At 62.9% G+C, this 23499-nt stretch carries 17 protein-coding genes and 2 pseudogenes; 8 read left to right on the top strand and 11 right to left on the bottom strand.

Translation table 11 applies throughout. The features are described 5' to 3' along the window. Positions 1-53: 53 nt before the first annotated feature. The 10 genes from JQT59_RS08295 to JQT59_RS08340 all read right to left on the bottom strand — a co-directional run bounded on the left by JQT59_RS08295 (position 54) and on the right by JQT59_RS08340 (position 9744). The gene (locus tag JQT59_RS08295; RefSeq protein ID WP_213575714.1) at positions 54-1022 is read right to left on the bottom strand and encodes an LLM class flavin-dependent oxidoreductase; all 969 of its coding nucleotides are present in this window, start codon (positions 1020-1022) and stop codon (positions 54-56) included. After that, positions 1019-1594: a nuclear transport factor 2 family protein gene (locus JQT59_RS08300; RefSeq protein ID WP_213575715.1), complete on the bottom strand. Its 576-nt coding sequence runs from the start codon at positions 1592-1594 to the stop codon at positions 1019-1021. The genes JQT59_RS08295 and JQT59_RS08300 overlap by 4 nt, the downstream gene beginning before the upstream one ends. Next, on the bottom strand, positions 1594-2448 hold the full coding sequence (locus tag JQT59_RS08305) for an SDR family NAD(P)-dependent oxidoreductase (RefSeq protein ID WP_213575716.1): 855 nt from the start codon (positions 2446-2448) through the stop codon (positions 1594-1596). Before JQT59_RS08305 ends, JQT59_RS08300 begins: the two co-directional genes overlap by 1 nt. Next, on the bottom strand, positions 2448-3224 hold the full coding sequence (locus JQT59_RS08310) for an SDR family NAD(P)-dependent oxidoreductase (protein ID WP_213575717.1): 777 nt from the start codon (positions 3222-3224) through the stop codon (positions 2448-2450). Before JQT59_RS08310 ends, JQT59_RS08305 begins: the two co-directional genes overlap by 1 nt. 93 nt (positions 3225-3317) lie before the next feature. Continuing rightward, positions 3318-4514, bottom strand: coding sequence for a thiolase family protein (locus JQT59_RS08315; protein WP_249354243.1), 1197 nt, complete (start codon positions 4512-4514; stop codon positions 3318-3320). Next, positions 4511-5014, bottom strand: coding sequence for a Zn-ribbon domain-containing OB-fold protein (locus JQT59_RS08320; protein WP_213575718.1), 504 nt, complete (start codon positions 5012-5014; stop codon positions 4511-4513). Before JQT59_RS08320 ends, JQT59_RS08315 begins: the two co-directional genes overlap by 4 nt. A 107-nt stretch (positions 5015-5121) precedes the next feature. Next, positions 5122-6657: an AMP-binding protein gene (locus JQT59_RS08325; RefSeq protein ID WP_249354244.1), complete on the bottom strand. Its 1536-nt coding sequence runs from the start codon at positions 6655-6657 to the stop codon at positions 5122-5124. Between the two features lie 44 nt (positions 6658-6701). After that, entirely contained in the window at positions 6702-7334 is a 633-nt protein-coding gene (locus JQT59_RS08330) for a TetR/AcrR family transcriptional regulator (RefSeq protein WP_213575720.1), read from the bottom strand. Positions 7335-7666: 332 nt separating this feature from the next. After that, on the bottom strand, positions 7667-8335 hold the full coding sequence (locus tag JQT59_RS08335; protein ID WP_249354245.1) for a TetR/AcrR family transcriptional regulator: 669 nt from the start codon (positions 8333-8335) through the stop codon (positions 7667-7669). A 59-nt stretch (positions 8336-8394) separates the two neighbouring features. Beyond that, a complete protein-coding gene (locus JQT59_RS08340; RefSeq protein ID WP_213575721.1) occupies positions 8395-9744 on the bottom strand; it encodes an acyl-CoA dehydrogenase family protein in 1350 nt (449 codons plus the stop codon). Between the two features lie 130 nt (positions 9745-9874). Here JQT59_RS08340 and JQT59_RS08345 point away from each other — a divergent pair, with 130 nt between their 5' ends. The 6 genes from JQT59_RS08345 (at position 9875) to JQT59_RS08370 (ending at position 18808) form a co-directional block, all read left to right on the top strand. After that, on the top strand, positions 9875-10966 hold the full coding sequence (locus JQT59_RS08345; RefSeq protein ID WP_213575722.1) for an amidohydrolase family protein: 1092 nt from the start codon (positions 9875-9877) through the stop codon (positions 10964-10966). 122 nt (positions 10967-11088) lie between these two features. After that, a complete protein-coding gene (locus tag JQT59_RS08350) occupies positions 11089-11637 on the top strand; it encodes a PaaI family thioesterase (RefSeq protein WP_249354246.1) in 549 nt (182 codons plus the stop codon). Positions 11638-12012: 375 nt separating this feature from the next. Then, entirely contained in the window at positions 12013-13356 is a 1344-nt protein-coding gene (locus tag JQT59_RS08355; protein ID WP_249354247.1) for a phenylacetate--CoA ligase family protein, read from the top strand. Continuing rightward, complete coding sequence (locus tag JQT59_RS08360; RefSeq protein ID WP_213575724.1) at positions 13353-14042, top strand: hypothetical protein; 690 nt, start codon at positions 13353-13355, stop codon at positions 14040-14042. Before JQT59_RS08355 ends, JQT59_RS08360 begins: the two co-directional genes overlap by 4 nt. A 64-nt stretch (positions 14043-14106) precedes the next feature. Then, positions 14107-16563: a bifunctional acetate--CoA ligase family protein/GNAT family N-acetyltransferase gene (locus tag JQT59_RS08365; protein ID WP_213575725.1), complete on the top strand. Its 2457-nt coding sequence runs from the start codon at positions 14107-14109 to the stop codon at positions 16561-16563. Between the two features lie 889 nt (positions 16564-17452). Continuing rightward, entirely contained in the window at positions 17453-18808 is a 1356-nt protein-coding gene (locus tag JQT59_RS08370) for an MFS transporter (protein ID WP_213575726.1), read from the top strand. A 562-nt stretch (positions 18809-19370) separates the two neighbouring features. On the opposite strand, the pseudogene JQT59_RS36775 reads toward JQT59_RS08370, so the two are convergent. Continuing rightward, a pseudogene (locus JQT59_RS36775) lies at positions 19371-20249 on the bottom strand (IS1634 family transposase); the annotation flags it as partial. Positions 20250-21817: 1568 nt separating this feature from the next. Between JQT59_RS36775 and JQT59_RS08385 the strand changes: the two are divergent. Next, positions 21818-23059 (top strand): annotated as a pseudogene (locus tag JQT59_RS08385) (Lsr2 family DNA-binding protein); the annotation flags it as partial. 186 nt (positions 23060-23245) lie between these two features. After that, positions 23246-23374 (top strand): Lsr2 family DNA-binding protein, encoded by a 129-nt coding sequence (locus JQT59_RS38320; RefSeq protein ID WP_502939844.1) that lies wholly within the window; start codon positions 23246-23248, stop codon positions 23372-23374. The last annotated feature ends 125 nt before the right edge of the window (positions 23375-23499 follow it).

Here is a 23499-nt window from a genome sequence, read left to right on the forward strand (position 1 = left end):
CTGCGTGGCACCCCTCCCTTGCTCTCTGTCGGGCTCCTAATGGAGTCAGACCGTCAGCGCAACAGTGGGGCGAGGCGGGTGGTGACCACCCGGACATGCTCGGCAACCATCTCCTCGGGCATGCCTCCGACCGAAGCCCACAGGTAGACGGTCTCGACGGGAGCGTCCTTCGTGAGCAGTCGAATTCGCTCGGCGATATCTTCCGGTGTGCCGAACCAGAAGTAGGAGAGTGGGCCGCGCGGTTCCCGGGACACCAGACGAGCCGGGTCGACCGGCTTCGGTTGCGGTTCACCGGTTCCTTCCACCATGTGACGGCGATAGGAATCCACCTGGTAGGCGATGTAGGGAGCGACGAGCGGCCAGTCCCGTTCCGGATCCTCGGTGACCCAGGCCTGTATGCCCCCACCCATCCGGCCGATCGACGGATCGTGGCCGGCTTCGACCAGTCCCGCCTGGTAAGGGGCCCAGCTCTCAGGATGCGGGGAGAGGAGCGGAGCGCCGAGGAGCCCCGCCCGGCGGGCTCCTTGCGGGCCGTGATAGCCCAGCCACACAGGGATGGGGTCCTGAACGGGCCCGGGGGTCACCCCGCCCTCCGACCAGAGTTTCCGTAGCTGCCGGACCATATCGTCGGTTCGGCCGTAGCGCGCCCGGTCGGACGCACCGTACAGCTCGTATTCCGGTTTGCGATATCCCGCCCCGATGCCGAGGTCGAGCCGTCCGTCGGAGATCAAATCGACCAAGGCTGCCTGCTCTGCGACTTCGACGGGAGAGTGCAGCGGCGCAACCAGGATCGCGGTACCGAGCCGGGCACGGCGAGTGCGCGCCGCTGCTGCGGCAGCGAAGGTCAGTGGCTGGGTCAGATAACCGTCGTCGAACAGATGATGTTCGGTGAACCACAGCGAGTCGGCACCGAGACGGTCGGCTTCTTCGCACATCTCGAGGGTGAACCCGTGCAGCCGCGCCGCGGAACCCTTTCGGTGCGGTGGGTTGCGCAGATCGAAATACAGACCGACCTCGGTCATGGTGTCCTCCCGTGAGCAGGCTTGGATGTCGGACCGGTGACGTTCGCAGGCCAGAAGGCCGACCACGACGCTTCTCGTCCCGGCAGGGCAGGTGGGCCTCCCACTCGCCAGCTGTCGAAATCGACTTCCTGTGGGTGCTCGTTCACATCTGCTGCGTACCAGTGGTGTTCGATTCTCCGCTCGAACAACCACTCCTCACCGACGCGGCGATAGGTGTCGTCGTACCGAATAGCCATGACAATCCACCGATCGTCCACCTCGTGTTCGGCTCGGCAGTAGACGTGGCCGGTCGCGGTCTCCGGGCCGTCGTCACCGACGTCCGGTCCCAGCTCGATCCGATGCCCGCCGATGAAATGAATCGATCTGTAGAACCAGCGCAACTGGGCATCGATGAGAGCGCGTAACGCGTCCCGTCCTGTTCCGTGCCGACCGAGTTGCACGTCCTCGACGAACAGGGAGACCCACGCGTCGACGTCTCGCTGGTCGACTGCGAGGGCATAGCGGATCGGCAACTGGCTGATCTCGAAGCGTGCTTCCGTTCGGGCCAATCGGGCCGAATTCGCCGAATCCATCACTCGCCTCCGGTCAGCATCAGTGTGTCACCCGTCAGATATGCCAGGTCGTCACTGACCAGTGCGACCACGGCGCGCCCGATGTCGGTTTCCGGATCGCCCATCCGACGGAGTGGGAGTTGCTTGAGATGCTGTTCGAATCGTTCCGGTTGTTCCTCACGGAACTGAACAGCGGAAGGTGACAGGGCCGTGGGAACGACAACGTTGACCCGGATTCCGTAACGACCCCATTCTCGGGCAGCGACGCGGGAGAGCCCCCGGATGCCTTCCTTGGCGATGGCATAGGCGCCGAACATCGGTGCGCCGTGGACAGCCGAACTGGACCCGAAGTTCACGATCGAGCCGCCTCCGCGCTCACGCAGCAGCGGCAGCGCTGCCTGCATCGCCCAGAGCGCCGCGAGTGGGCCGCTGCGCCATGAGATCTCGACATCTTCGAGGGTGACGTCGGCCAACGGCCCTTTCGTCATGGACTGGGCGTTGTTGATCAGCGCATCCAATCCACCGAACCGTGTAGCGGTGGCGTCGACGGTGCGTGTGATCTGATCCTTGTCGGTGACATCGCATTCCAGGCTGATGGCCGTGCCACCGAATTCGCCGATCTCGGCGGCGACGGCGTCACATTTCGACAGAGTGCGGCCTGCCAGTGCCACCGAAGCGCCCTCACGGGCGAGGGCAAGTGCAATGCCGCGACCGATGCCCTGACCGGCACCGGTGACCAGCACGGCCTTGCCCGATAAACGATCTACCCGGTCCTTGGTGTGATCCGTTTCCACGAAAAATCCTCTCTCATTTTCGATGTGCCCCGGTGCGTCGACATCGCCGTGGCCGCACAGCGGACCGACCTCCGCCGGCATCAGGTCATGGTGGGCTGGTACATGACGGCACCGATGCCCGAGTCGATAGGGAGCGCGATCCCGGTGATGGCCGCGGCCCGAGGGGAAGCCAGGAAGGCGACGGCCTCCGCGACATCCTCGGCCTCGGCCATCCGGCGCAGCGGTAGTTGCGCCATGTACTGCCTGAACCGATCGGCGCCGAGGTACGCCTCGAACGCCGGTGTGCGCACGGCACCGGGAACGACTGCGTTCACTCGGATGCCGAACTCGCCGGCTTCTACCGCGGCCTCCTGGGTCAGGTGGATGACTCCGGCCTTGGCGGTTCCGTAGTACGGGACAACTCCGGCAACCTTGCGCATGCCGGCGGCGGAGGCCGTATTGATGATCACGCCGCGTCGTTTCGGAGCCATGATTCGCAGCGCTGCGCGCACGCCGCGAAAGGTCGCGCCGAGGTTTCCGTCCAAGCCGTGCTGCCAGGCACTGTCCTCGGTGTCGGTGATGGATCGGTTTCCGCCGAATCCGACATTGTTGTGCACGACATCGAGGCGCCCGAAATCGGCGGCCACCCGGTCGAACATCGAGTCGACGAACCCTGGTTCGGTGACGTCGCCGACGATCGTGTGCGCTCGGCCCCCGAGCTCACCGATCTCCTGAACGGTGGCCTCGGCGTGATCGGCCGAGATGTCGTTGACCACGACCACCGCGCCTTTCGCCGCCAGCAGTGCGGCGGTGGCCTTACCGATTCCGGAGCCTGCCCCCGTGATCAGTGCGACCTGGTCGATGAATTCGCGCTCCACGTGATCTCGCTCCTGTGAGTCGGGTGGTGGTCGGCTTTTTACTCGAACGCGGGGATAGGCGGACGTCGACCGTTTGTGTTCTTCGGTTGTAGTTCAGCTCGCGCGCAACGCGATTCCCTGAGCGTTGAAGAACAATCCGCCTGGCGTCAGCAGGGCGGAAGCGGCGTGGGGCACCTGTCGCTTCCCGGATTCGCCGCGGAGTTGCAGCACCGCCTCGCGCAGGTGGCCGGCGCCCTGGGTTCCGCCTTCGGAAAGGCTGCCGCCGTGCGGATTGATCGGTACCTTGCCGTCGATCAGGACCCGGCCGCGACTGTCGTCCCAGTGTTCACGCAGGAAGTCGCCGGCCTCGCCCGGCTTGCAGAATCCATAGGTTTCCAGGCAGTGCAGGGTGATGAGGGAGAACCCGTCGTAGGGGAACAGTACGTCGAAGTCGTTGATGCCGAGGTCGCTACGGGCCAGAAGTGCGTTCGCGGAGATGCTCTGTCCGGTGTGATCCAGGCTCACGGTGAGGTGTTCCTCCGGGTGCGCAGTCAATCCCATAGACAGCGCGTGAATGGTCACCGGACGGTTGGGGCCGTCCGCGGCACGTTCGGCCGTGGTCACCACGAATGCGTCGGCGCCGTCAATCGGGACGTCCATGTCGTAGACGCACAGTGGCTCACGGATCATCCGGCCGGCGAGGTAACCGTCCATGGTGAGCGGATCGCGCATCACCGCATCGGGGTTGTCCGCGGCGTTCGCGCGCCCGTTCAGTGCGACCAGACCGAAGTCCTGCCGCTTGCGGTCGTAGGTAGCGAGATAGCGCTCGGCCCAGGCGGCGTAACCAGTGGGGCCGAACATGCCGTACGGCTCGGATTCGGTGTGGCCGTCTCCGAGCATCGCTCGCCCGTCGGCAAGACCGACGGCGGCTCGTTCGCGGAATGCTCCGCGGCCGAGCCGGTACACCGAGTGATAGACCAGGACTGCGTCGGCGGTTCCCGACCACACCGCGTTCACGGCGGAGGTGAGGTGGTTACCGATCGGCGGTCTTGCGGTGGTCCAAAAGGTGACGCTGGGTAGCCCGAGGGCCGAGGCCACGATCGCGGGATCGATGCCACCGGTGTGGAGCCCACCACCGACTACGCCGTCGATCTGATCCGCGGTCAGCCCGGCATCTGCGATGGCACGGGTAGCTGCCTCCAGAACCATCGTCAGTTCGGTGGTATTCCGGTCGCGGGCATAGGGGGAGCGTCCGAGTCCGGTGACAGCGACGCGATCCTTCATCGGATTGCGTTGCGGAAGGATATTCATCGGGCGTTCTCCTTCTCTGTGACCGTACGGAATGCGGGCCACGGTGCGCCGTCGCGCTCGATCCACGTGAGTTCCACGGGCTGTCCGATTCGCTGCAGGGTTTCCGGTGAGTCGACCAGCGGAGCCACGATCCGCAGGCCGGGTTGTTCTGTCAGCTCGATCGCGGCGAGCGCCCAGGGGGTGGTGTAGTCCACGACGGGTGGGCCCTGGTGCAGGCGGGTCAGCAGGTGAACGGTCCCGGTTCCCCGCACGGGGCGCACCATGATCTCGGTCGACCAGCAGGACGGACAAATCGGCCGTAACGGGGTGTGCCACTGCCCGCACTGTGGGCACCAACCCGCGCGCAGTTCGTGAATCAACAGTCCTCGGTAGTACTCGATGTTGATCTGGTCGAGCCGGATTCGCGGAAAGCGCTCGAAGACGGTCTCCGTTGTCGGACCCACGCCTTCTTCTTCGCCGATCTCGCCGAAGCCGTCACCTGATGTGGGCTCAGCGGCCATTCGTCCTCCTGTTACTTGTTGGCTGTGCATTCCTCGATTTTCGACCCGGCCGACCGAGTGGAAGAGGGTCGCGCCCTGAGCTGTGTTCCGCCGTGTATGCAGGTGGGTCAGGCGCGAACGTTGTCGCCGCCCGGGTAGCCGCCGCCACCGAACATCGCGTCCAGTGCCTCGTAGTCCTTGACACCGTCGCGCTTGGGTATCTCGTTGACGAACTCCACCGTGCGTGGCTTCTTGTAGGAGGCGATACGTTCGCGGCAGTGCTCGATCAGTTCCTCCGCGGTGACCTCGGAGCCGTCGGCAAGCGCCACGACTGCCTTTACCGACTGGGTGAACTGCGGATCGGGTACGCCGATCAGTGCGGCTTCACGTACGGCAGGGTGCTGCTCCAGGCAGTTCTCGACCTCGGCCGGATAGATGTTCTCCGCTGCGGACTTGATCATGCGGGTCATCGTGCCGAGGAAGTGGATGCTGCCGTCGGCCTCGCGCCTGCCCAGATCGGTTGTGTGCCACCATCCGTCGCGCATTCTCCGGGCGTTGATCTCCGGGCGGTTCCAGTAGCCCGCGTGCACGACGTCACCTGCGACCACGATCTCACCGGCACTGCCGACCGGTTGTTCATTTCCCTCGGCGTCCACGATGCGCACGCGGGCGAGCGGGGAGGGGCGGCCGGAGTTGCCTTGGCCGCGTCCGCCGTGGCCGTTCACCACAGCCAGACCACTGACTTCGGTCTGGCCGAACCCACCGGGAGTAGAACCCCAAGGCGTGGTGTCCTCGGCCAGCAGACCGTTCCACAGTGGAGTGAACGGTCCGCCGCGCAGCCTGGACACGTCGTGCTTGTCGGGGTCGTACAGTTGCATCATGTGCATGATGGTGGGCGGCATCAAGAAGGCGGAAGTTACGCCCTCGCGGGTAATGATCTCCAGTACCGCTTCGGCTTCGATTCTCGGGACGAAAACATTGGTGCCGCCCTGTAGATAGACCGCCAGGGCGTCCCACTGGAAATTTCCGATATGGAACAGCGGTCCGGAGTTGAGGAACACCGACTCGGAATCGGATCGGGTCAGATAGGATGACTCGTGCGCCATCGCCAGTAGGTTGCGCTGGGTCAGCATGGAGCCGTTCGGCCTGCCGTCGATTGCGGCGGTGTAGATCACCAGCAGTGGCAGATCGACATCCACCGGCCCCCACAGGTCGTCGGCACCCTGAGTGGCGAGCGCGCTCTCGTAACTGTCTTTCCCCTCGGTGTCGTGCTGCCACCACACCGGATCGCGCTGTGTCAGCTTGGATGCCGCGCGCACGGCATCACCGATCTCCTCGTCCTGCCATACGACGACTTTCGGATCGAAGTCGTCGATCACAAAGGCAAATTCTTCGTCCGACTGTCGCCAGTTCGCCGGGCAGAGCATCGCGCCGAGCTTCGCGCAGGCACCGAGCAGTTCGAAGACACGGAACGAGGTCTGCCCGAGCCACAACACCCGATCACCTTCCTCGACGCCGGCCGCTTGTAGGGCATGCGCCGCCTGGTTGATCCGAGCGTCGTATTCGGGCCAGGTCAGCCGGTGCTGGTCGTCCACAATGGCAGTGCCGGACGGGTAGCTACGGCGATGTTCGCGTGAGATGTCGCCAAATGTGGTGGGGGGCACCGTATTCTCCTTGCGTGTATAGGTGATCGGGGCGGTTCGGAACGTCATGCAGGGTTGAGTGCTCTCATGACGAAGTCGTGTACGTGAGCGACCAGGTCGTCCTCGGAGCTCTGTGATGCGCTGCCGCCGGTCAGTAGGCCCCGGATCAGATTGCCGACGAGCATCGCCGCTCGTAGAGGATCGCCATCGCGGAGTTCACCTCGGTTCATGCCGTGTCGGATGATCTCGGACAAGTATCGATCGCCGGCTCCGTAGAGCGCGGTTACCTGATCCGGCAGTAGCTCCATCAAGGTCTGGTCGACGAACAGGCGGGCACGTTGAGCACGGCGCTGGTGATAGAGGATTCCGATGTTGTATCGCAACCAAACTTCCATTTGTTCCGCCGCTGACGTGTCGGGGTCGATTCGGTCTCGAAGCTGGCCTTCGACGAGGTGGACTTCGTCCTCCAGCAGGGCCAAGAGCAGATGTGCCTTGCTGGGGAAACGACGATAGAAGTTGCTCGCCGAGGTGTTGGAGGCGGTCAGAACCTGCCGTACTTTCAGGGAGCGGAAGTGGGAGCGTTCGAGTACCCACCAGGCGGCGTCGAGGATGCGTCGAGTCTCGGGATCACGGATCGGCCGCGGGAGGTCGCACATGGTGGCGGACTGCTGCACTTCGAACTCCTGCTCGTCAAGCATGCCTAACTCTTAATTCACTTAATAATTCTACTGCATGGGGGTGGAGGTTTGCGAGTGTCGATCGGAATGCTGCATTGGTGGAGGGTGCTGCGATGGAACGTCGATGACGTGAACCCGTCCATGCAAGCACGCTCGTGAGGATTGTGTCCGACACGAAGTAGGTTGTTGTCAGCCGAATACCGAGGCATCGGCCATCATGCGCGCGCGGTTGCCGGGCCCAGAACCCGCCGATGAACAAACGGATCGTTCAACTCGACCGATCTGCTCGCTCGTGCAAGGAACTGTCAGATTTCGTTGTACTTTAATTACTTTGTGCTTGCGACGAGTGCTTGTCAGTGACCTTCGGGTGAGTTTTCGGCCACCCGTGCACGCAAACCGTCGATGAGAGTTTCGATGCCGAAGGTGTAGTAATCGGTGCCGTGCAGGCCTGCCAGGTGCGGTGTTACCTGCGCGAGAGCCGGCGGTAGGTCGGTTGCATCGTGTGGGACGTCGGCCATTGCGACCTGGTATCGACCGAAGAGATAGGTGTGGATCATGGCGTATGACAACAACACCTGCGGTTCTCGCAGGCCGGCGCTGAGCAGGATGGCCATGAAGGCGTCGACCAACCGGCGATCGGAATGAAGCATGCGCTGCAGCAGAAGTCCGGCGATGCCGGGATTTCGTCGCAGCTGGGAATCGATGCCGTCGATGAGCATACGTAAACGACAGTCCCAGAGGCCGACGGACTCGTCCGGGATGCCAACGTCGGCCAGCGTGCGTTGGGCGACCAGATCGAGGAGTTCCTGCTTGTCGGCAACGTAGGAATACGCGGCCATCTGGGAGCGGCCGAGTTGCTGGGAGAGCCGTCGCATCGAGAGCGCGTCCAGTCCTTCCGACCGGATGATCTCTAAGGCAGCGTCGACGATCTGGTCCTCGGTCAACGAAGGAGGGCGACCCGGGGTTTTCCGAGACGGAGTTCCGGACTCGTCGACGGTAGCCGGATGGTCGTTCGAACCCACGTCGAGGATCATACTCGTGCCACCCTCCATGCGGTTCCAGGGGAAGTCATCCTTGGTTGTCACACTCCCAAACGCTCTAGTAGCCGTTCGTGCGCCAGTGCGGGCCCGCCGAGAAGAAGGTCGGTGTAGCGCGCGCGGGCGGCAATGGTGCGGACTACGGTGGTGTCGAGATCGGGAGTAACCGAGGTGAGTCGCAGGACAACCTGGCGTACTGCGTTCGAGCAGCCGATGTGTGCCATCCCCGCGGCTATGGAGGCAGCATTCGGGTCGTCCCCGCCCTGAAGCTTTACTGCGCGGTACCACAGCGCTGTCGAGCAGGCTCGGAGCAGTTCCAATTCGGCCAGCTTGCGTGTGTATCCGCGCCAGGATTCGCTGTCCGCGGCTGCAGGTGGGACGTCCGACAGGCACTTCAGGGCCCGGTCCACGATGCCCATCTGTTCGGCCGCGAGTACGGTTGTCGCCCTGTCGACTGTGCGGTTCATGATCAGGCCTCCAGCGCCTTCGCGGCCGATCAGGGTAGCGGGCGTTTCCTCGAAGCCGACTCGGGCAAGAGGGCGCGTCGGGTCGAGGGAATCGAGGGACTCGATCGTGACGCCGGGGGCATCATGTTCTACGCGGTACAGCGAGGGTCCGCCGACAGTACGGGCGATCACGAAGAGGGTGCCCGCGGTATCGGCGCTGGGGACGTACCACTTCTCACCGGTGAGCTGCCAGCCGCCGTCTGCGGCCTCGGCTCGGGTCCGCACGAGTGCCGGATCCCAGGAACCCGTTTTCTCCGCTGCCGCCAACGTGGACCGGTGCACGTCGACACTATCGTCGATCGGGGAGCCCGCGATGGTGTATGCCTGGGCGCCGAGGCCGGCGGCGGCGAAATAGTCGCGGTCGGCGAGGGTGTAGCCGGCGGAGTAACCCACCCGGGCCAGGCCGGTCGCTGATCCGCTGAACGCTTTTTCTTCCCACCTGTCCTCGGGCAGGATCGCGGACAGTGATTCGTTGCGCTCGATAACTTGGCCGGTGACCTCGACGGCGAGGGTGTCCAGCGCGCGAGAGGCTTCGGCGGTGAGTGCGCCGGTTGCCTCCACCAGCGGAAGTAGTGATTCACGGAAAGCGTTGTCGGCATCGACCAGCAGCCGCGGGCCGAGGACCTCGGCGACGAACTCACCGGTCGCCGCGAGCACTCGAGACTCGGCTGCTTCCAGAACCGGGGCCGGGCAGCCGACTTCGCCGACCCGCAATTCGCGCACGGCGGTGAGGTCGGTGACCAGTTCGCTGAGCGTGCGCCGTAGTGCTCGATCGTCCCAGGTCCAGGTGGATCGCATCAGCGCGGACAGTGTCTCTTCGTTGAGGCTTTCGAGGTACTTCTCGCGCTGTTCACGAGTAAGGGCCTTACTACCGATTGTCGGTTCCATCGCGCCTCCCGGGCATCTCGTACGTTTCTCTCTTCACAGGATGACGCAATTTCGTTACACTGTAAAGTATGTAGCGGGTCGGTGCTCGCAGTGGCGCGGCCCAGAAGTCACCCGATCCGAGGAGGGACCCATGACCAAGGCGATTTCAACAGGCCAGGATCAGCAGGAAGTGGAGAAGATCTGGGCGCATTCCGGAGACTCTCACCTGATGGAGCCGGAAGATCTGTGGACCGCCCGGCTACCCAAGCGTCTGGCCGACCGCGCGCCGCGCTCCGAGCGCGGTGAGAAGTACGAGATCGTCTATATCGATGGAATGCAGATCGACCGTCAGCTGAACGACTTCATGGATGCCATGCGCCCCCCGGGGTTCAAGGACCTGAACATTCGTCTGCAGGATCTGGACCGGGAGGGTGTGCGCAACCAGCTTGCGTTCCCGTCTATGGGATTCTGGGTCAACAACATTCGTGATCCCGAGCTCGAGGTTTCGGTTGCCCGCGCTTGGAACGACTGGGCCATGGAAGACGTCATGGGCAAGCAGGATCGGATTTTCGCCCCCGCCATCGTGCCTCTGCAGCGGGTGGAAGACGCGGTGGCCGAGGCCGAGCGCGCTGCCGAGATGGGGTTCCGAGCCCTTTACTTCCCGTGTGGGATCGATGACGACCGGGCGTGGGGCCTCGACATCTGGGAGCCGTTATGGGCCGCGGCGGAGGAACTGAAGCTTCCGCTGTGCTGGCACATCGGTACCGGTGCGGCCACCGTCGTCTATCGCGGCCCGGGAGGCGCGGTGGTCAACTACATGGAGACCACCTATCCGGGAATGCGGGTGATCACGCATCTGGTGGCGGGCGGCGCACTGGATCGACACCCTGATCTGAAGGTGCTCGTGGCCGAGGGCGGTGCCGGCTGGGTGCCTGCAATCGGGGACCGGATGGACGAGGGTTACCGCCAGCACGGAATGTTCGTGCGGCCAAGGCTTTCGAGGCTGCCCAGCGAGATCATCCGCCAGCAGGTGTTCGCCTCTTTCCAGCACGACATCAGCGCTGTGCAGGTTATCGAGGACACGAACTACAACAATGTGCTGTGGGGCGATGACTACCCGCACCTCGAGGGTACCTATGGACACACCCAGGAGACGCTGCGCACCGTCTTCAGCGGCGTAGACCTGAAGACCCGCGATCGGGTGCTGCACGGTGCCTTCGAGGAACTGTTCCCGGCGGTCTGAAGTGGATGTCGGCACCGCGGGCGCAAATCCCAGCGCCCGCGGTGTCGACGTTTCGTAGCGCGCACTCACCGAGCTTGGGTGAATCCGGCTGGGCTCCGGATTTCTCCGTCGAAAGGAATTCAGTGACCGACACCGGAAGCGACGACCTCGCCAAGGACACAGTGCTCACCGCTGCGCTCAGCGACGACCCGTCATCACTGTTGTACGCACCCGAATCACCGGGGGGCATGCGGTTGTGCCATGGTTGCCGGCGGTTGAACCGATGCCGCTTGGGCATCGAAAGCGAGCGCCTCGACGATGACGGCGTGGTGGTGAGCCGAGTGATGTGTGGACCCGAGGAAGAAGGTGGTCCGCAGGTGGCCCATGGGGGCTGGACGGCGGGCGTGATGGACGAACTGGTGGGCCACACGCTGATGATGAAAAACGAGTTCGGCGTCACCGGAACGCTCACTGTCAAGTTCGTACGGCCAGTGCCGATCGGCTGGGCACTGATCGGCCGCGCCTGGATCGTCGGGCGGGAGAACCGCAAGGTCTTCGTCCGGGCAACGCTCGAGCTGGAGAGTTCGGCAGCGATCGTCGCGGAGGCGGACGCAGTCATGGTCAAGCGCCCCGAGACGCATTTCGAGTCACACTATGAATGGCTGGAAGGTCAGCACAGCCCAGCTACCTAGATCGCGATGTTGCCACACCTCTTCCCGTTCGGACTGCTCTCATATCGCTCCATTCGTGCAAGTGGCCGCGGGCAGGGACCTACAAGTGACAGGGTCGTGAGGGATTGCGGTTTTCTGTTCACCCGCTGGGGGAAGGTGGGGCGATACGGGCCTGTCTTGCCCGACACGACCATCGGCCATGAGATCGTTTCCGGGCACTCGTTCCACGGATGTATGCCTGCGGTCCGGTCGGCCGTGGAGCTGTGGAACACCGTTCTCGCCCATAGGTATATACAGGTAGATATTTATGCCGATAGACTGTGCTGCAGATCATAGAATCAGTCGGTGTGTCGCCTAATACACCGGATTCTTCTGACCTCGGCGATGGAGGAGACCGTGACAATCACTGGGCGGGACGACCCCCGCGAGACGCTCGATGGCGAGCTCCGCGAATTCTTGGAACCAGAAGTGGAAACTGCTCCCCGGGAGGTCATCAGAGCCAGCCAAGAGGCTGCGGTCCTGGACCTGGTCCGGTACGCGTGGGACAACTCCCCGCTGTACCGGGAGCACTGGAGCGCGGCCGGGGTTTCACCCGACGACATCCGCACTCTCGACGACTTCACCAACAAGGTTCCGACCCTCACCAAGGCCGATATCCAGGCCTATCGTGCACGCACCGGTGACCCCTACGGCGGATTGCTGTGCGTGGATCTGAAAGATCTGACATCGGTGACCACGACGTCGGGTACCACCTCGGCACCCGAATTGTTGCCGGAGATCTGGAACACTGTTCCGCCGTTGGCCGCTGCGACCACCCGTGATCTCTATGCGCACGGACTACGACCAGGCGACAGGGTGATCGTTCCCGTAGGGACGTTCCGTAACTACTGGGACGATTTCTACACAACCCTCGGGTTGACGCCGGTGTTCGTAGACAGTTGGTTGGGGCAGGGGGAGTCCCTGCTGCGCGCGATCCGCGAGCACGAGGTGGCCTACATGCAGGTGCATCTGCCGGCGATCATGGAGTTCGAAAAGCTCGAAGAGAAGTACGACCTGCGGGAGGCGTTCGCCTCGATCAAGTTCTTCGCCTTCGCCGGACAGCCCATGGGCGAGGCGCTCAAGCGTAAGGTCACCGAGGACTGGGGTGTCCGGATCGTCACCTACACCAGCGCAGGAGATACCGGGACCGCCTGGGAAGGGCCGGATCTCGACGGTTTCCAGCTGTGGGAGGACACGATGCTCCCCGAGGTGCTCGATACGATTACCGACGAACCGGTCGGCGACATGGAGGTCGGCGAGTTGATCGCCACCGACCTCGACAACCGGGCCGCCCCCTACATCAGGTTCCGATCCGGCGATCTGGTGCGGGTCACCCGCCTTCCCGCACCGACTGGGCGGACACACGCCCGTATGTGGTTCTCCGGTCGACGGGGCGACGAGGTCGTGATCGACGGCAAAGCCATCGTGGTCGGTGACGTGTGGCGTCTGGTGGAGTCGCTGCCTGAGCTGTCAGACGGTATGTTCCAGGTCATTCGGACGGACGCACCGATGACGCACCTTCGGTTGCGGGTCGGTTACGCACCCGAACGGACGTCGGATGTGGTCGATCTCGAGCGTCGACTGACCGACCTTCTGGGGGCCGAGCTGGGCGTGGGCGTCGACCTCGCCCTGCTCACCCTCGAAGACATCCTGCAGTACAGCTCGAGCGTCGCCAAGTTCCCGAGAATGGTGAAGAAATGACACGTCAAACCATGCTGGAAGCCGCCGGGCGCCTGCCCCGCTCCCCTATCTACGGAATCGGTGTCTTCCCGTCCGGCGACGGTTTCGTCGACTACGAAATCGGCTGGGAGGATCTCGGACGCGACGTTGCGTGGGCGCACGAGCAACTCCTCGCTGCCGGCGTCACAGCGCACGATCACGTGCTGATCACCGCTCCCAACCACGAGAATCCGTGGCTGAGTCCGGTGGTACGTGCGTTGCGCCTCATCGGAGCGACCTACACTCCGGCCGAGACCTACAACTGGGACGTCACCAGATTCTTGTCGGTGCTGGAGCGGCTGCCGATCACGGTTGTCATCGGGCTGGGTGGTGACACGCTCGGCGCGGCCAAAGCGCAGCAACCGGACCTGGCCGCACTGTTCGAGAACGTCCGCCTCATCTGGGCGCGCCCGGAGGCGCACGCGGAGCTGGAAGCTGCCGGTGTGAACTCGATGATGTTGGCCCTCCTGGGTCCTGCACTCGCTCTGGCGTTACCCGATGCTCCAGGCGTCCTGCGAGTCAACGGTGCGGAATGGACGGTCCGGGAATCCGACGGTCGGTTGCTCGTGTCGGCAACCCCGGCGCGGCGGGCACGGATCGTCGATGTCCCGGTAGGGCTTTCCGGTCGGGTGAGTCAGGACGGCGACACGATCCTCACCGAGTCCTGACTGCGCGCGCCCGCCCCACTACCTTGGGGCGGGCGCCCGCCATTTTTCCGACTGAGAGGTAGCGATGACGCGTGTCGAGCAGAACTCCGACGACGGCACTCCCGGCTTGCTCAGAGACGGCCGTTCGGTGCTCGTGCGCCGACTGACACCGGATGATCTCGACCTGATCGTCGACTTCAGCCAGCGCCTCTCGCGCCGCACCATCTCCATGCGCATGCTCGGCCCGGTGGTGACCCTGGATCGTGCAGGGCTGGCCCGCTTCATGAACTTCGACTCGGCGACCCAAACAGCCCTGGTTGCCTTGCACGACAATCGTGCAGTAGGCGTTGCCGACTTCGTGCGCGTGGAAGGTCATCCGGATCGTGCGGAGGTCACTTTCACCATTGTGGACGAATTCCAGTCGCTCGGCTTGGGCGGCCTGCTGCTCGAGCACATTGCCGTGGCGGCGCGGGACTGTGGAATCGCGGTCCTCGAGGCCGACGTACTCGCCGAGAACCTGGCCATGGTTCGCACCTTGGAAAACTCGGGGTACGTAGTCGAATTCGGCCCCCCTGCTTCGATTCTTCACGTGGACATCGTTATTCGTCCGCGTGTGCAGGTAGTTGCTCGCTCGGAACGGCGCGAACATCAGTCGGTGCGTTCCTCGATACAGCGAATCTTCGATTCCCGCACGGTGGCTGTGGTAGGCGCGGGCCTGAGTCCGGACAATCTCGGGCGGGCCGTAGTGAAGAACATGGTGTCCCACGGCTTTCCCGGACGAGTCTATGCCGTCAATCCGCACATCTCCGCCGTGATGGGGATGCCTGCCTACCCCACGGTGAGCTCGATCGGCGAGCCGGTCGACCTGGTGGTGGTAGCGGTCGCAGCACATCTCGTCCCGGAGGTGATCCGCGACTGCGCAGCGGCCTCGGTCACGGCGGTGATAGTGATGTCGGTCGGGTTCGGTGAGTCGGGTGAGATCGGCCGTGCCGCCGAGCTGGAATTGATCCGCTATGCACGTGCCGAGGATATGCGGGTGATCGGTCCGGCCAGCATGGGTATCCTCGCGCAGCAGGGTGCCCTTCGGCTGGCCGCGACCTTCTCGATGTCGCTACCGCCGTCGGGTGTGGTGGCGATGGCCAGTCAATCCGGCACGCTCGGCCTGGCTGTGCTCGAGCACGCTCGTCGGATCGGGCTCGGATTCTCCAGCTTCGCTTCGCTGGGCAGGTCGGTCGACGTCTCGCCTAACGACCTGCTGCAGTGGTGGGAAGAGGACCCTGCGACCTCCGTAATCCTGCTCGACCTCGAACGCTTCGGCAATCCGCGGAAATTCGCCCGTCTGACGCGGCGGGTCAGCGGACGTAAACCGATCATCACCGTCACCAGTGCAATACGGACCGCGCTCATCGGAATTGCCGGTACAGAACATGTCGACCGCGGTGCGGTCATCGACGAGCTGTTTTCTCAGACGGGCATAGTGGCCACTCGAACACTCTCCGAAATGTTCGATGTAGCACGTCTGTTCGCTAATCAACCCATACCGCGCGGTGATCGGGTAGCAGTGGTCACCAATGCCAGTCAGCCCGGTGCGCTGACTGCGGCAGCGTGCCGAACCGCGGGATTGCGCAGCGCAACGCTGAGCGAACCCACCCTGGCCGTCCTGCGCGATCTCGTATCCGGCGACCCGGTCGATGTCGTCGACCTGACTCCCCGCGCCGATTCTGCGCGCTACGAGGCAGCATTACGTGCCCTACTCGCGGACGACGGAGTCGACTCCGTCGTCGCTCTGTTCACACCACCCCTCGCGCAGAACCGGGACGACATTGCGGCTGCACTCATACGGGCGGGCGCCTCCGCGCCGACCAAGACTCTGGTCGCGAGTTTCGATAGTGCCGAGGGCGTGCTGTCGGCGCCCGAGGTCGATGCTCGCGCGGTGCCGAGCTACACCTTCCCGGAAGCTGCAGCTACCGCACTGGGCTGGGCGACAGCATACGGAGCGTGGCGGCGGCAGCCTGCCGGGGTGGTGCGACCGCCCAGCGGAGTCTCCGCCGAGCGCGTCCGGGCCGTCGCCGATCGCGCTGGGCTCGGCGTGCTCGATGAAGCCGACGCCGTCGAATTGCTGACAGCGGCCGGAATTGTGGTACGGCCGGACGCCGGCGACGGACGCGAGGTCGTGGTGTCGGTGGTCGACGACCCGGTCTTCGGTCCTCTGCTCGCATTCGGTGTGCTCGGTGATCCGATCACGCTGTACGGTGACGTCACATTCCACATCACGCCGGTCAGTGATCTCGATGCCCTGCGAATGATTCGCTCGGTGCGGGCATTTCCGCTGTTGATCGAGCGCGATCTGGACGCGCTGACCGACCTGATCCTGCGGGTGGCGTGGCTGGTCGAGGAGCTGCCGGAACTCGCCGAGTTGCGATTGGCACCGGTCGCAGTAGGCGCGGCAGGTACAGGTGTCACTGTGCAAGGGGCGAAGTTGGTACTCGGGAAGCCCTCGCCCGAACGCAGGCACGGGGAGTCGAGGATTCAGGCACTGTGACCGCCGGTGACGCGGCGACCCAGGATACGTCTGCTGTGATACAGACTCGCGCCCCTGATCGAGTCGACCGTCCCGGACCCGAGAGTGCTTCCCGGAGTTGACACCCTGCCAACAGAATTCCTGCTTGCACTCAGAGCCTGAGAACTGCAGGGCCGCGCAGCGTCCCTCTACTTCTTGCTGAAGTACTTCCAGTGGCCGGCTGAGTATGGGACCCATTGCGCACAACGAGTCCTACTGTATGTGACATCTGCGGCGGTCTGATTGGGGACGGGGACAATCACGGGGTCGGCTCTCGGGCGCCAGGACTAGCGATGACGCATCGCTGATCAAGGCATGCAGTCATCGATGGTGGGCGATCAACGCCCCGCACATGGTCGCACTGGTAGGGGCCGCCGGAATACATGCTCATCGGATCACATGTTGCCGGAACTGTCACCCGATACTTCGGTATCCGACGTCGCCTATCATTCCACTCCACAAGAATTGGCGCCCCTTGTGTCAACGCGCCCGGTCGGTTGTCTGCTCATCGTCATCGCCTTCTCGTGCACGTCAGAGACTTGCCTGTATTCCGTGTTTCAGGCCGAAAACATTGTGGTACGAATCTCATTCGAGTAACTTAATCATTGACCTACCGAACGAAGCTTCTGTGCCACCAACCCGGCCTCCTCCGATGTAATGGGTTGCAGGTAGTCGTCGACCGCACGATCGATTGCCCACCACGTCAGAAGATCGCTCGCGGAATACAAGGCTCCTGAGCGGTTCGTGCATCTGGACTAAATACCGAGAGGCCCGCACAGAAAACGGGACTACAAGCAGACACAATTCATCGCGGAGTCGCTGTCGGCGAACGTGGTGACTCCATGACTCCATGACTACAGACAGGGACGCAATGCAGATAGACGACGATCTTCACGGATCCGTAAGCCGGCCCCCGACAACGACGGACGTAACGGACATCAAAGCCCGACGAGCCTCGATTGCAGGGTTCGTCGGAACTGTCATCGAGTACTACGACTTCAGCATCTACGGCTTCCTGACCATATACTTCGCCACACTGTTCTTCCCGAACGAGAATCCCGCTGTCGAGATAATTACGGCTCTTGCGGTCTTCGGGTCCGCTTACATTGCACGGCCGCTGGGTGGAGTCGTCCTCGGATGGTACGGCGACAGAGTGGGGCGAATGCCCGTCCTTCTCATCAGTGTGATCGGCGTCGGAGTATGCGCCGGCGTAATCGGCCTGATGCCAACTTACGAGCACATCGGACTCGCTGCGCCTATTCTCGTGGTCCTCGTAAGGCTGGTGCAGGGATTCTGCGCAGGCGGAGAGGTCATGGGCGCTTTGACTTATGTCGCGGAATCATCACCTGCGCGCAAGCGAGGATTCTTCAGCTCACTGACCGTCATGGGCAGCAGCGTCGGGTTCGCGCTCGCTGCAGTGTCGGTCGGAGTTATGAACGCACTCGTTGACGATGCCGCGATGGCATCGTGGGGTTGGCGAATTCCTTTTCTCGTGTGTATTCCGCTATCTATCGGCGCCTTTCTCGTGCGGCGTCACCTTTCTGACTCGATGGAGTTCGCCAAGACAGGCGAGCCCAACGAAATCGTCGAAGCGCCGGTAGTCGAGGTGCTTAGAAATCACGCGAAGACGCTTTTGGGCGGAATAGCACTAGCAATTGCGATAACTGGTGCCGGTTATGTAGGGTTATCCTATATGCCCGTCTATTTGGTGAAAACCCTGGGGTTCGAGCCGAGTGCAACCTCGTGGGTCGTGGCAGGTTCAATCGTCGCCGCATTGGTGATATTTCCGATCGCCGGTCGCCTGTCCGACCAAATAGGGCGACGAAGGGTTTTCATTTGGGCGACGAGTCTGTATGCAGTTCTTGCATACCCGATCTTCATGGCAATATCGATCGCCGACAATTTGGTCGTGATTTGGTTGATCCTCGCCATTTTCATGATGCTGAGTGGAATGCAGTCCGTAGGTGCCATGACATTGCTTCCGGAAGTGTTTCCCGCGAAAGTAAGAATGACTGGCTCAGCGCTTTCTCATAATCTCGGGATCGTCCTGGGCGGCGCGTTTGCGGGATTCATCTGTGCGCAGCTCGTCAGAGTTACGGGCAGCGCAATCGCACCCGCGTATTTCGTCATCGCCGTCGCGATCGTAGGCCTCGGTGGCCTCGTGCTGCTCCGTGATCCGGCCGCCGCGCGCATCGACGCGATGAGTAAGACCATCGAACATCCGTGACACGAGAAGGAACTCGATCGCTTCGATCAGTGGTGGTCCGATGCTCGCCGCGGAGCGGTGAGGTGCGCTGCCTGCGGCCTGGCACCGGAGCATGGAAGGGACGAGCTCGGCTCGCGCCGTCAAGCGGCGAGCCGAGCTCGTGCGCTCGTGCTGGTAGATTCGACGATTCATCTATCTCTGCGAATTGAGGCAGAGACCGACATCGGTGGTGCCGGGTGAAACGGAGTGTACTTCGAGACATCTGTCCCCCCAACGGCGCCGGCAGTGATGTCGCGAAAGTGAATGGCATAAGATGCGAGATTATGATGTGCGCGTCGCGTCTGTCTTTTGCGGGGTCCGTACCCGAATGTGCATGCGGCGACCGAAGTAAACCAACTCCGTTGGACTTGAGATCCTTATCGTCAGCAGCGGTCATCGGGCGTGACGGGGGGTCGGCAGGAGCGCGGACGAGAAAGAACTCGTGCCTGTCGTGGGGATGGAGCCGCGGGATCTTCCATGGGACGGAATTCTCCAGGGATGAGTCATCGCCGAGCGCACCCTGCCGCCGAGGTGCACCAGTTTGGTGTGCCAACCCAGACCGGGAATTCTGGATTTCGAGTGAATCGAGGATGCTCACGGTGTCGTCGGTGAGCGGATCGAAGGCGGTGTGTTCGTGCCCGGCGATGGTGATGGTGACTTCCCTCAGCGGCCGCTGGGTCCGCACGATCTTCCGGATCGACATCCCGGCCGCATCCTGCAGATAGCGCGAGACCGCCGACGCTGTGAACACGATGGTCGGGTGCGCCTCGATCGACTCCCCGGGTGTGGGCTGAAAATCGGCCGGGCACGCAGGTCGGACTTCGACATCCGAAACGACTGCTCGACATGCTACAGATCGTGATACTTCTCCATCACTGCCTTCCGATTCATCAGCGAGACAGAAAGATTGGTCACGTAACCCTTCAGGCCGATAAGGGGACGCGCCCTGGCCAGAGCATCGGTATCGAGGGATTTTCGCTTCGTGGTGCTCTTGACGAACCGGGGCGTTCGGGCAGCACGGGTGCCGTCGACGATCTCCCGGGCCGAGCTTCCTGAGCGTTGAGCGTCTGGTTGTCCCGCACTGCACGTGTGGTCGAGTACGCCCAGATCGCCCGCCACGCTGATGTGTCGGCCGGCTCCCACACCGGTTCACTGCGGCGACCGATGTCGTTGACCACGCTTTTGGCGTGCCGCGGCGTGATCGTGTCGATGATCTGCCCGTCGGCGAACACGTCGCCGTTCCCGTGAAAAGGGCTGACCAGATCCGCCGGCGCCTTCGTCACCCGGGATCAGACGATGATTTCAGCCCGGCCGCATCGAGGTCTTTCAGGTTCGTCGCCGACACCATCCCGGCATCGGCAGCGATGACCATCTCCACCCCCTCGAGGTTGTTGCGGGTCTGGAACTGGCGCACGAAAGCAATCTGATCGAGTCCCGGTAGGCCGCGATGGTCTGCGGACTGGACTGTCGTTGCCGCACGAGCGCTGCCCGCCGGACTTTCGCTGCAGTCGTTGGACGCAGCGATGATCACAGTATTCATGATCGACTTTTGCCGGGACCGCAACACGAACTCGGCGAAAAACGATGGCCAGGTCGGTCCGATCGTTTCTGCGATTCATGCATGCCACCGGAGCGAGGACGGCGGGGAGGACATCGGCATAACCGGAACGTCGGCATAAATACTGAAGCCGTCCCTGGCCGCCGCGATGCCTGCTCACTGGGCGCCCATTCCGCCGGCAGTTGCCGACGCCGTACGGGCGAGCCCCACCGGCCAGGTTCTTTTCGAGGATTATGCGTCCGACTTCCCCTGACCCGATCGAGGAGTCCGGGGAAGTCTCCTCCGATGGCATGAGCGGGGACGAGGTGTGGGCGACGTTCAGTTGCGTGTCGGCGATCCGTTCCACGCACGGACGAGATCGTCGCAGAGGGAGCCCTTGAGAATCCTTAGACGTGCGAGGTCCGACGGCCTCGGGGTCATCGCGGCTTGGAGTAAAACCAGGAACCTGTTTCGTTGTACGCCGAATTTGATGAACAGCTCCTCGGCGTCGGCACCGCCGTAGGGAGCCCACTCGATCGCGAAAGCAACGAGGGCCCGATCCGAGGAGCTGACGGATTGCACGCTGGCGAGAAGATCGCAGGCCCGCAGAGCCTGCCGTGACCAGTCGAGCTGGGGAGAGTCTGTGGGAATCCCGGTCTGTGTGCGCCGCCGACGGACTGCTCGGTTTCCGGTTCGGTTGCGCTCCGGTTGAGCTAAACAGGGAATGTTGATGTGTGCAGCGGCAGGAAGGAAGATTGCCGGGGCGGTCGTGGGCGGTGGGGCGGTGTTTCGAGCATGGATGCCTCTAGCTGTTGCGGGTCATGAATGCGGGTACGGGCCGCCCGGCAATGCGTTGAATTCGGTTTTTCGTCCTTCACGGCTCGCTAGCGAACACGGCCGGGGCTCCGATGACATTCGTGGGGGTGGGCGTGGCGCACCGGGATGTCTGCCAGTCAACTGACCGGCTCGGGAGGCGAGTGGGAAGTGAAGGACGTACACCTTCGGCGAATTGTGTGATTGGGCGGTGCGAGACCTCCGCATAGTGCTGGGCGTGCGATCCACTGCACGGAACCGCACCGCGACGGGCGAGCTGATGGCCAGTCCGCGAGCCGATCGGCCGGCGGACGCTGGTCGGTCTGGTAATTTTGTATGCGCAATGGGGTCGCGTACCCGGCATTGTGAATCCCGTCGGTGCTAATGCGGATGAACGTGAAGCAGCCATCGAAGTATGCTCGTGGATGAATTCGGGAATCAGGTTGTCGGCGTGCGTTATTCGAATGTATGAAGTTCATCGCGCGGTTTGTGTGGAGCTCGAATGATGTCGTGTTCGGTCTGCCCAGATGGGTGATGTCGTAAACGTCACAAGGTCCGTTTGGGTGAGCTTCCTGATGACCGGGAGACACTTGCGGTTATTGTGTGCGTTCGACGATTGCCCGGCGAAGAAAGAGAGCACGATGGCGGTATCACCGAGGAGCTCCGAAGGATCGGCGAAGAACAGGACGAAGGCGATTCGTGAGTGGGCGATCGGGGAGGGTCTCGAAGTTTCCTCTCGTGGCCGTATTTCGGCCGAGATCGAGCGAGCCTTTCATGACGCTGCGGCAAAGAAGGTTCGGATAGAAGCGGAGCCGGCGAAGAAGGCTGTTTCGAAGGAGTCTGTTTCGAAGAAGGCACCGTTGAAGCGAGTGACGGCGAGCAAGGCGCCGGCGAAGAAGACGGCGGATGTGGAGAAGGTAGTCGCGGCGACGCCAGCGAAGAAGATGACCAAGGAGATTCGTGAGTGGGCGATCGGGCAGGGTCTCGATGTGTCCTCTCGTGGCCGTATTTCGGCCGAGATCGAGCGAGCCTTTCATGACGCTGCGGCAAAGAAGGTTCAGGTAAAGCCGGCGCGGGTGAAAAAGTCAGCGGCGAAGAGGACACCCGTGAAAACGACGGTCGCGAAGACGACGGCGAGCAAGGCGCCGGCGAAGAAGACGGCGGATGTGGAGAAGGCAGTCGCGGCGACGCCAGCGAAGAAGATGACCAAGGAGATTCGTGAGTGGGCGATCGGGCAGGGTCTCGATGTGTCCTCCCGTGGCCGTATTTCGGCCGAGATCGAGCGAGCCTTTCATGACGCTGCGGCAAAGAAGGTTCAGGTAAAAGCGGCGCGGGTGAAAAAGTCAGCGGCGAAGAAGGCGGCCGCGAAGAAGACGGCTGCGGGAACGACGGGCGTGAAGACGGCTCCGGCAAAGGCTCCGGCAAAGGCTCCGGCAAAGGCTCCGGCGAAGAAGACGGCGGCGAAAGCGGCCGCTGCGAAAACGACGGCGACGGAGACGACGCCAGCGAAGAAGATGACCAAGGAGATTCGTGAGTGGGCGATCGGGGAGGGTCTGGATGTGTCCTCTCGTGGCCGTATTTCGGCCGAGATCGAGCGAGCCTTTCATGACGCTGCGGCAAAGAAGGTTCAGGTAAAAGCCGCGCGGGTGAATGAGGCAGCTGCGAAGAAGGCTCCCGCAAAAACAACGGCCGTGAAAACGACGGTAGCGAAAACCACGGCCGCGAAAACCACGGCCGCGAAGCCGACGGCGACGGAGACGACGCCAGTGAAGAAGATGACCAAGGAGATTCGTGAGTGGGCGATCGGGGAGGGTCTGGATGTGTCCTCTCGTGGCCGTATTTCGGCCGAGATCGAGCGAGCCTTTCATGACGCTGCGGCAAAGAAGGTTCAGGTAAAAGCGGCGCCTGCGAGGAAGTCAGCCGCGAGGAAGGCTCCCTCGAGGACGACGGCCGCCAAGACCAAGGGTCCGCGAACGCCGGCTGTGAAAAAGTCTCCCGCGAAGACGACGCCCACCAAGATGACGGTCGCGAAGACGACGGCTACGGGGGAGGCGGCTCCGGCGAAGAACATGATCAAGGAGATTCGTGAGTGGGCGATCGGGGAGGGCAGGAACGTGTCTTCCCGTGGCCGGATTTCGGCGGAGATCAAGCAAGCCTTCCATGACGCTCAGGTGCAGGTGCCAATCGCGGTCGGCTGAAATGGGTGGTGTCCGCTATTGAGCGGACTTTCGGTGCCTGTTCGTGGGCTCGAAGTGGGCACCGCTCGACTGACGTGTAATTGTTGTGCTCCATTTCGGGTGACACGTCGTCGGTCCGGTTCGTC

It is taken from the genome of Rhodococcus sp. USK13 (genome assembly GCF_018343855.1).
Taxonomy (GTDB): Bacteria; Actinomycetota; Actinomycetes; order Mycobacteriales; family Mycobacteriaceae; genus Rhodococcus_F; species Rhodococcus_F oxybenzonivorans.

What these genes read in the sequence shown, in the direction of transcription:
- JQT59_RS08305 (WP_213575716.1), bottom strand. Translation starts at nt 2,448, where the DNA reads ATGCCGGCGGAGGTCGGTCCGCTGTGCGGCCACGGCGATGTCGACGCA.
- JQT59_RS08330 (WP_213575720.1), bottom strand. Translation starts at nt 7,334, where the DNA reads ATGCTTGACGAGCAGGAGTTCGAAGTGCAGCAGTCCGCCACCATGTGC.
- JQT59_RS08315 (WP_249354243.1), bottom strand. Translation starts at nt 4,514, where the DNA reads ATGAATATCCTTCCGCAACGCAATCCGATGAAGGATCGCGTCGCTGTC.
- JQT59_RS08370 (WP_213575726.1), top strand. Translation starts at nt 17,453, where the DNA reads ATGCAGATAGACGACGATCTTCACGGATCCGTAAGCCGGCCCCCGACA.
- JQT59_RS38320 (WP_502939844.1), top strand. Translation starts at nt 23,246, where the DNA reads ATGATCAAGGAGATTCGTGAGTGGGCGATCGGGGAGGGCAGGAACGTG.
- JQT59_RS08345 (WP_213575722.1), top strand. Translation starts at nt 9,875, where the DNA reads ATGACCAAGGCGATTTCAACAGGCCAGGATCAGCAGGAAGTGGAGAAG.
- JQT59_RS08365 (WP_213575725.1), top strand. Translation starts at nt 14,107, where the DNA reads ATGACGCGTGTCGAGCAGAACTCCGACGACGGCACTCCCGGCTTGCTC.
- JQT59_RS08295 (WP_213575714.1), bottom strand. Translation starts at nt 1,022, where the DNA reads ATGACCGAGGTCGGTCTGTATTTCGATCTGCGCAACCCACCGCACCGA.
- JQT59_RS08340 (WP_213575721.1), bottom strand. Translation starts at nt 9,744, where the DNA reads ATGGAACCGACAATCGGTAGTAAGGCCCTTACTCGTGAACAGCGCGAG.
- JQT59_RS08360 (WP_213575724.1), top strand. Translation starts at nt 13,353, where the DNA reads ATGACACGTCAAACCATGCTGGAAGCCGCCGGGCGCCTGCCCCGCTCC.
- JQT59_RS08320 (WP_213575718.1), bottom strand. Translation starts at nt 5,014, where the DNA reads ATGGCCGCTGAGCCCACATCAGGTGACGGCTTCGGCGAGATCGGCGAA.
- JQT59_RS08300 (WP_213575715.1), bottom strand. Translation starts at nt 1,594, where the DNA reads ATGGATTCGGCGAATTCGGCCCGATTGGCCCGAACGGAAGCACGCTTC.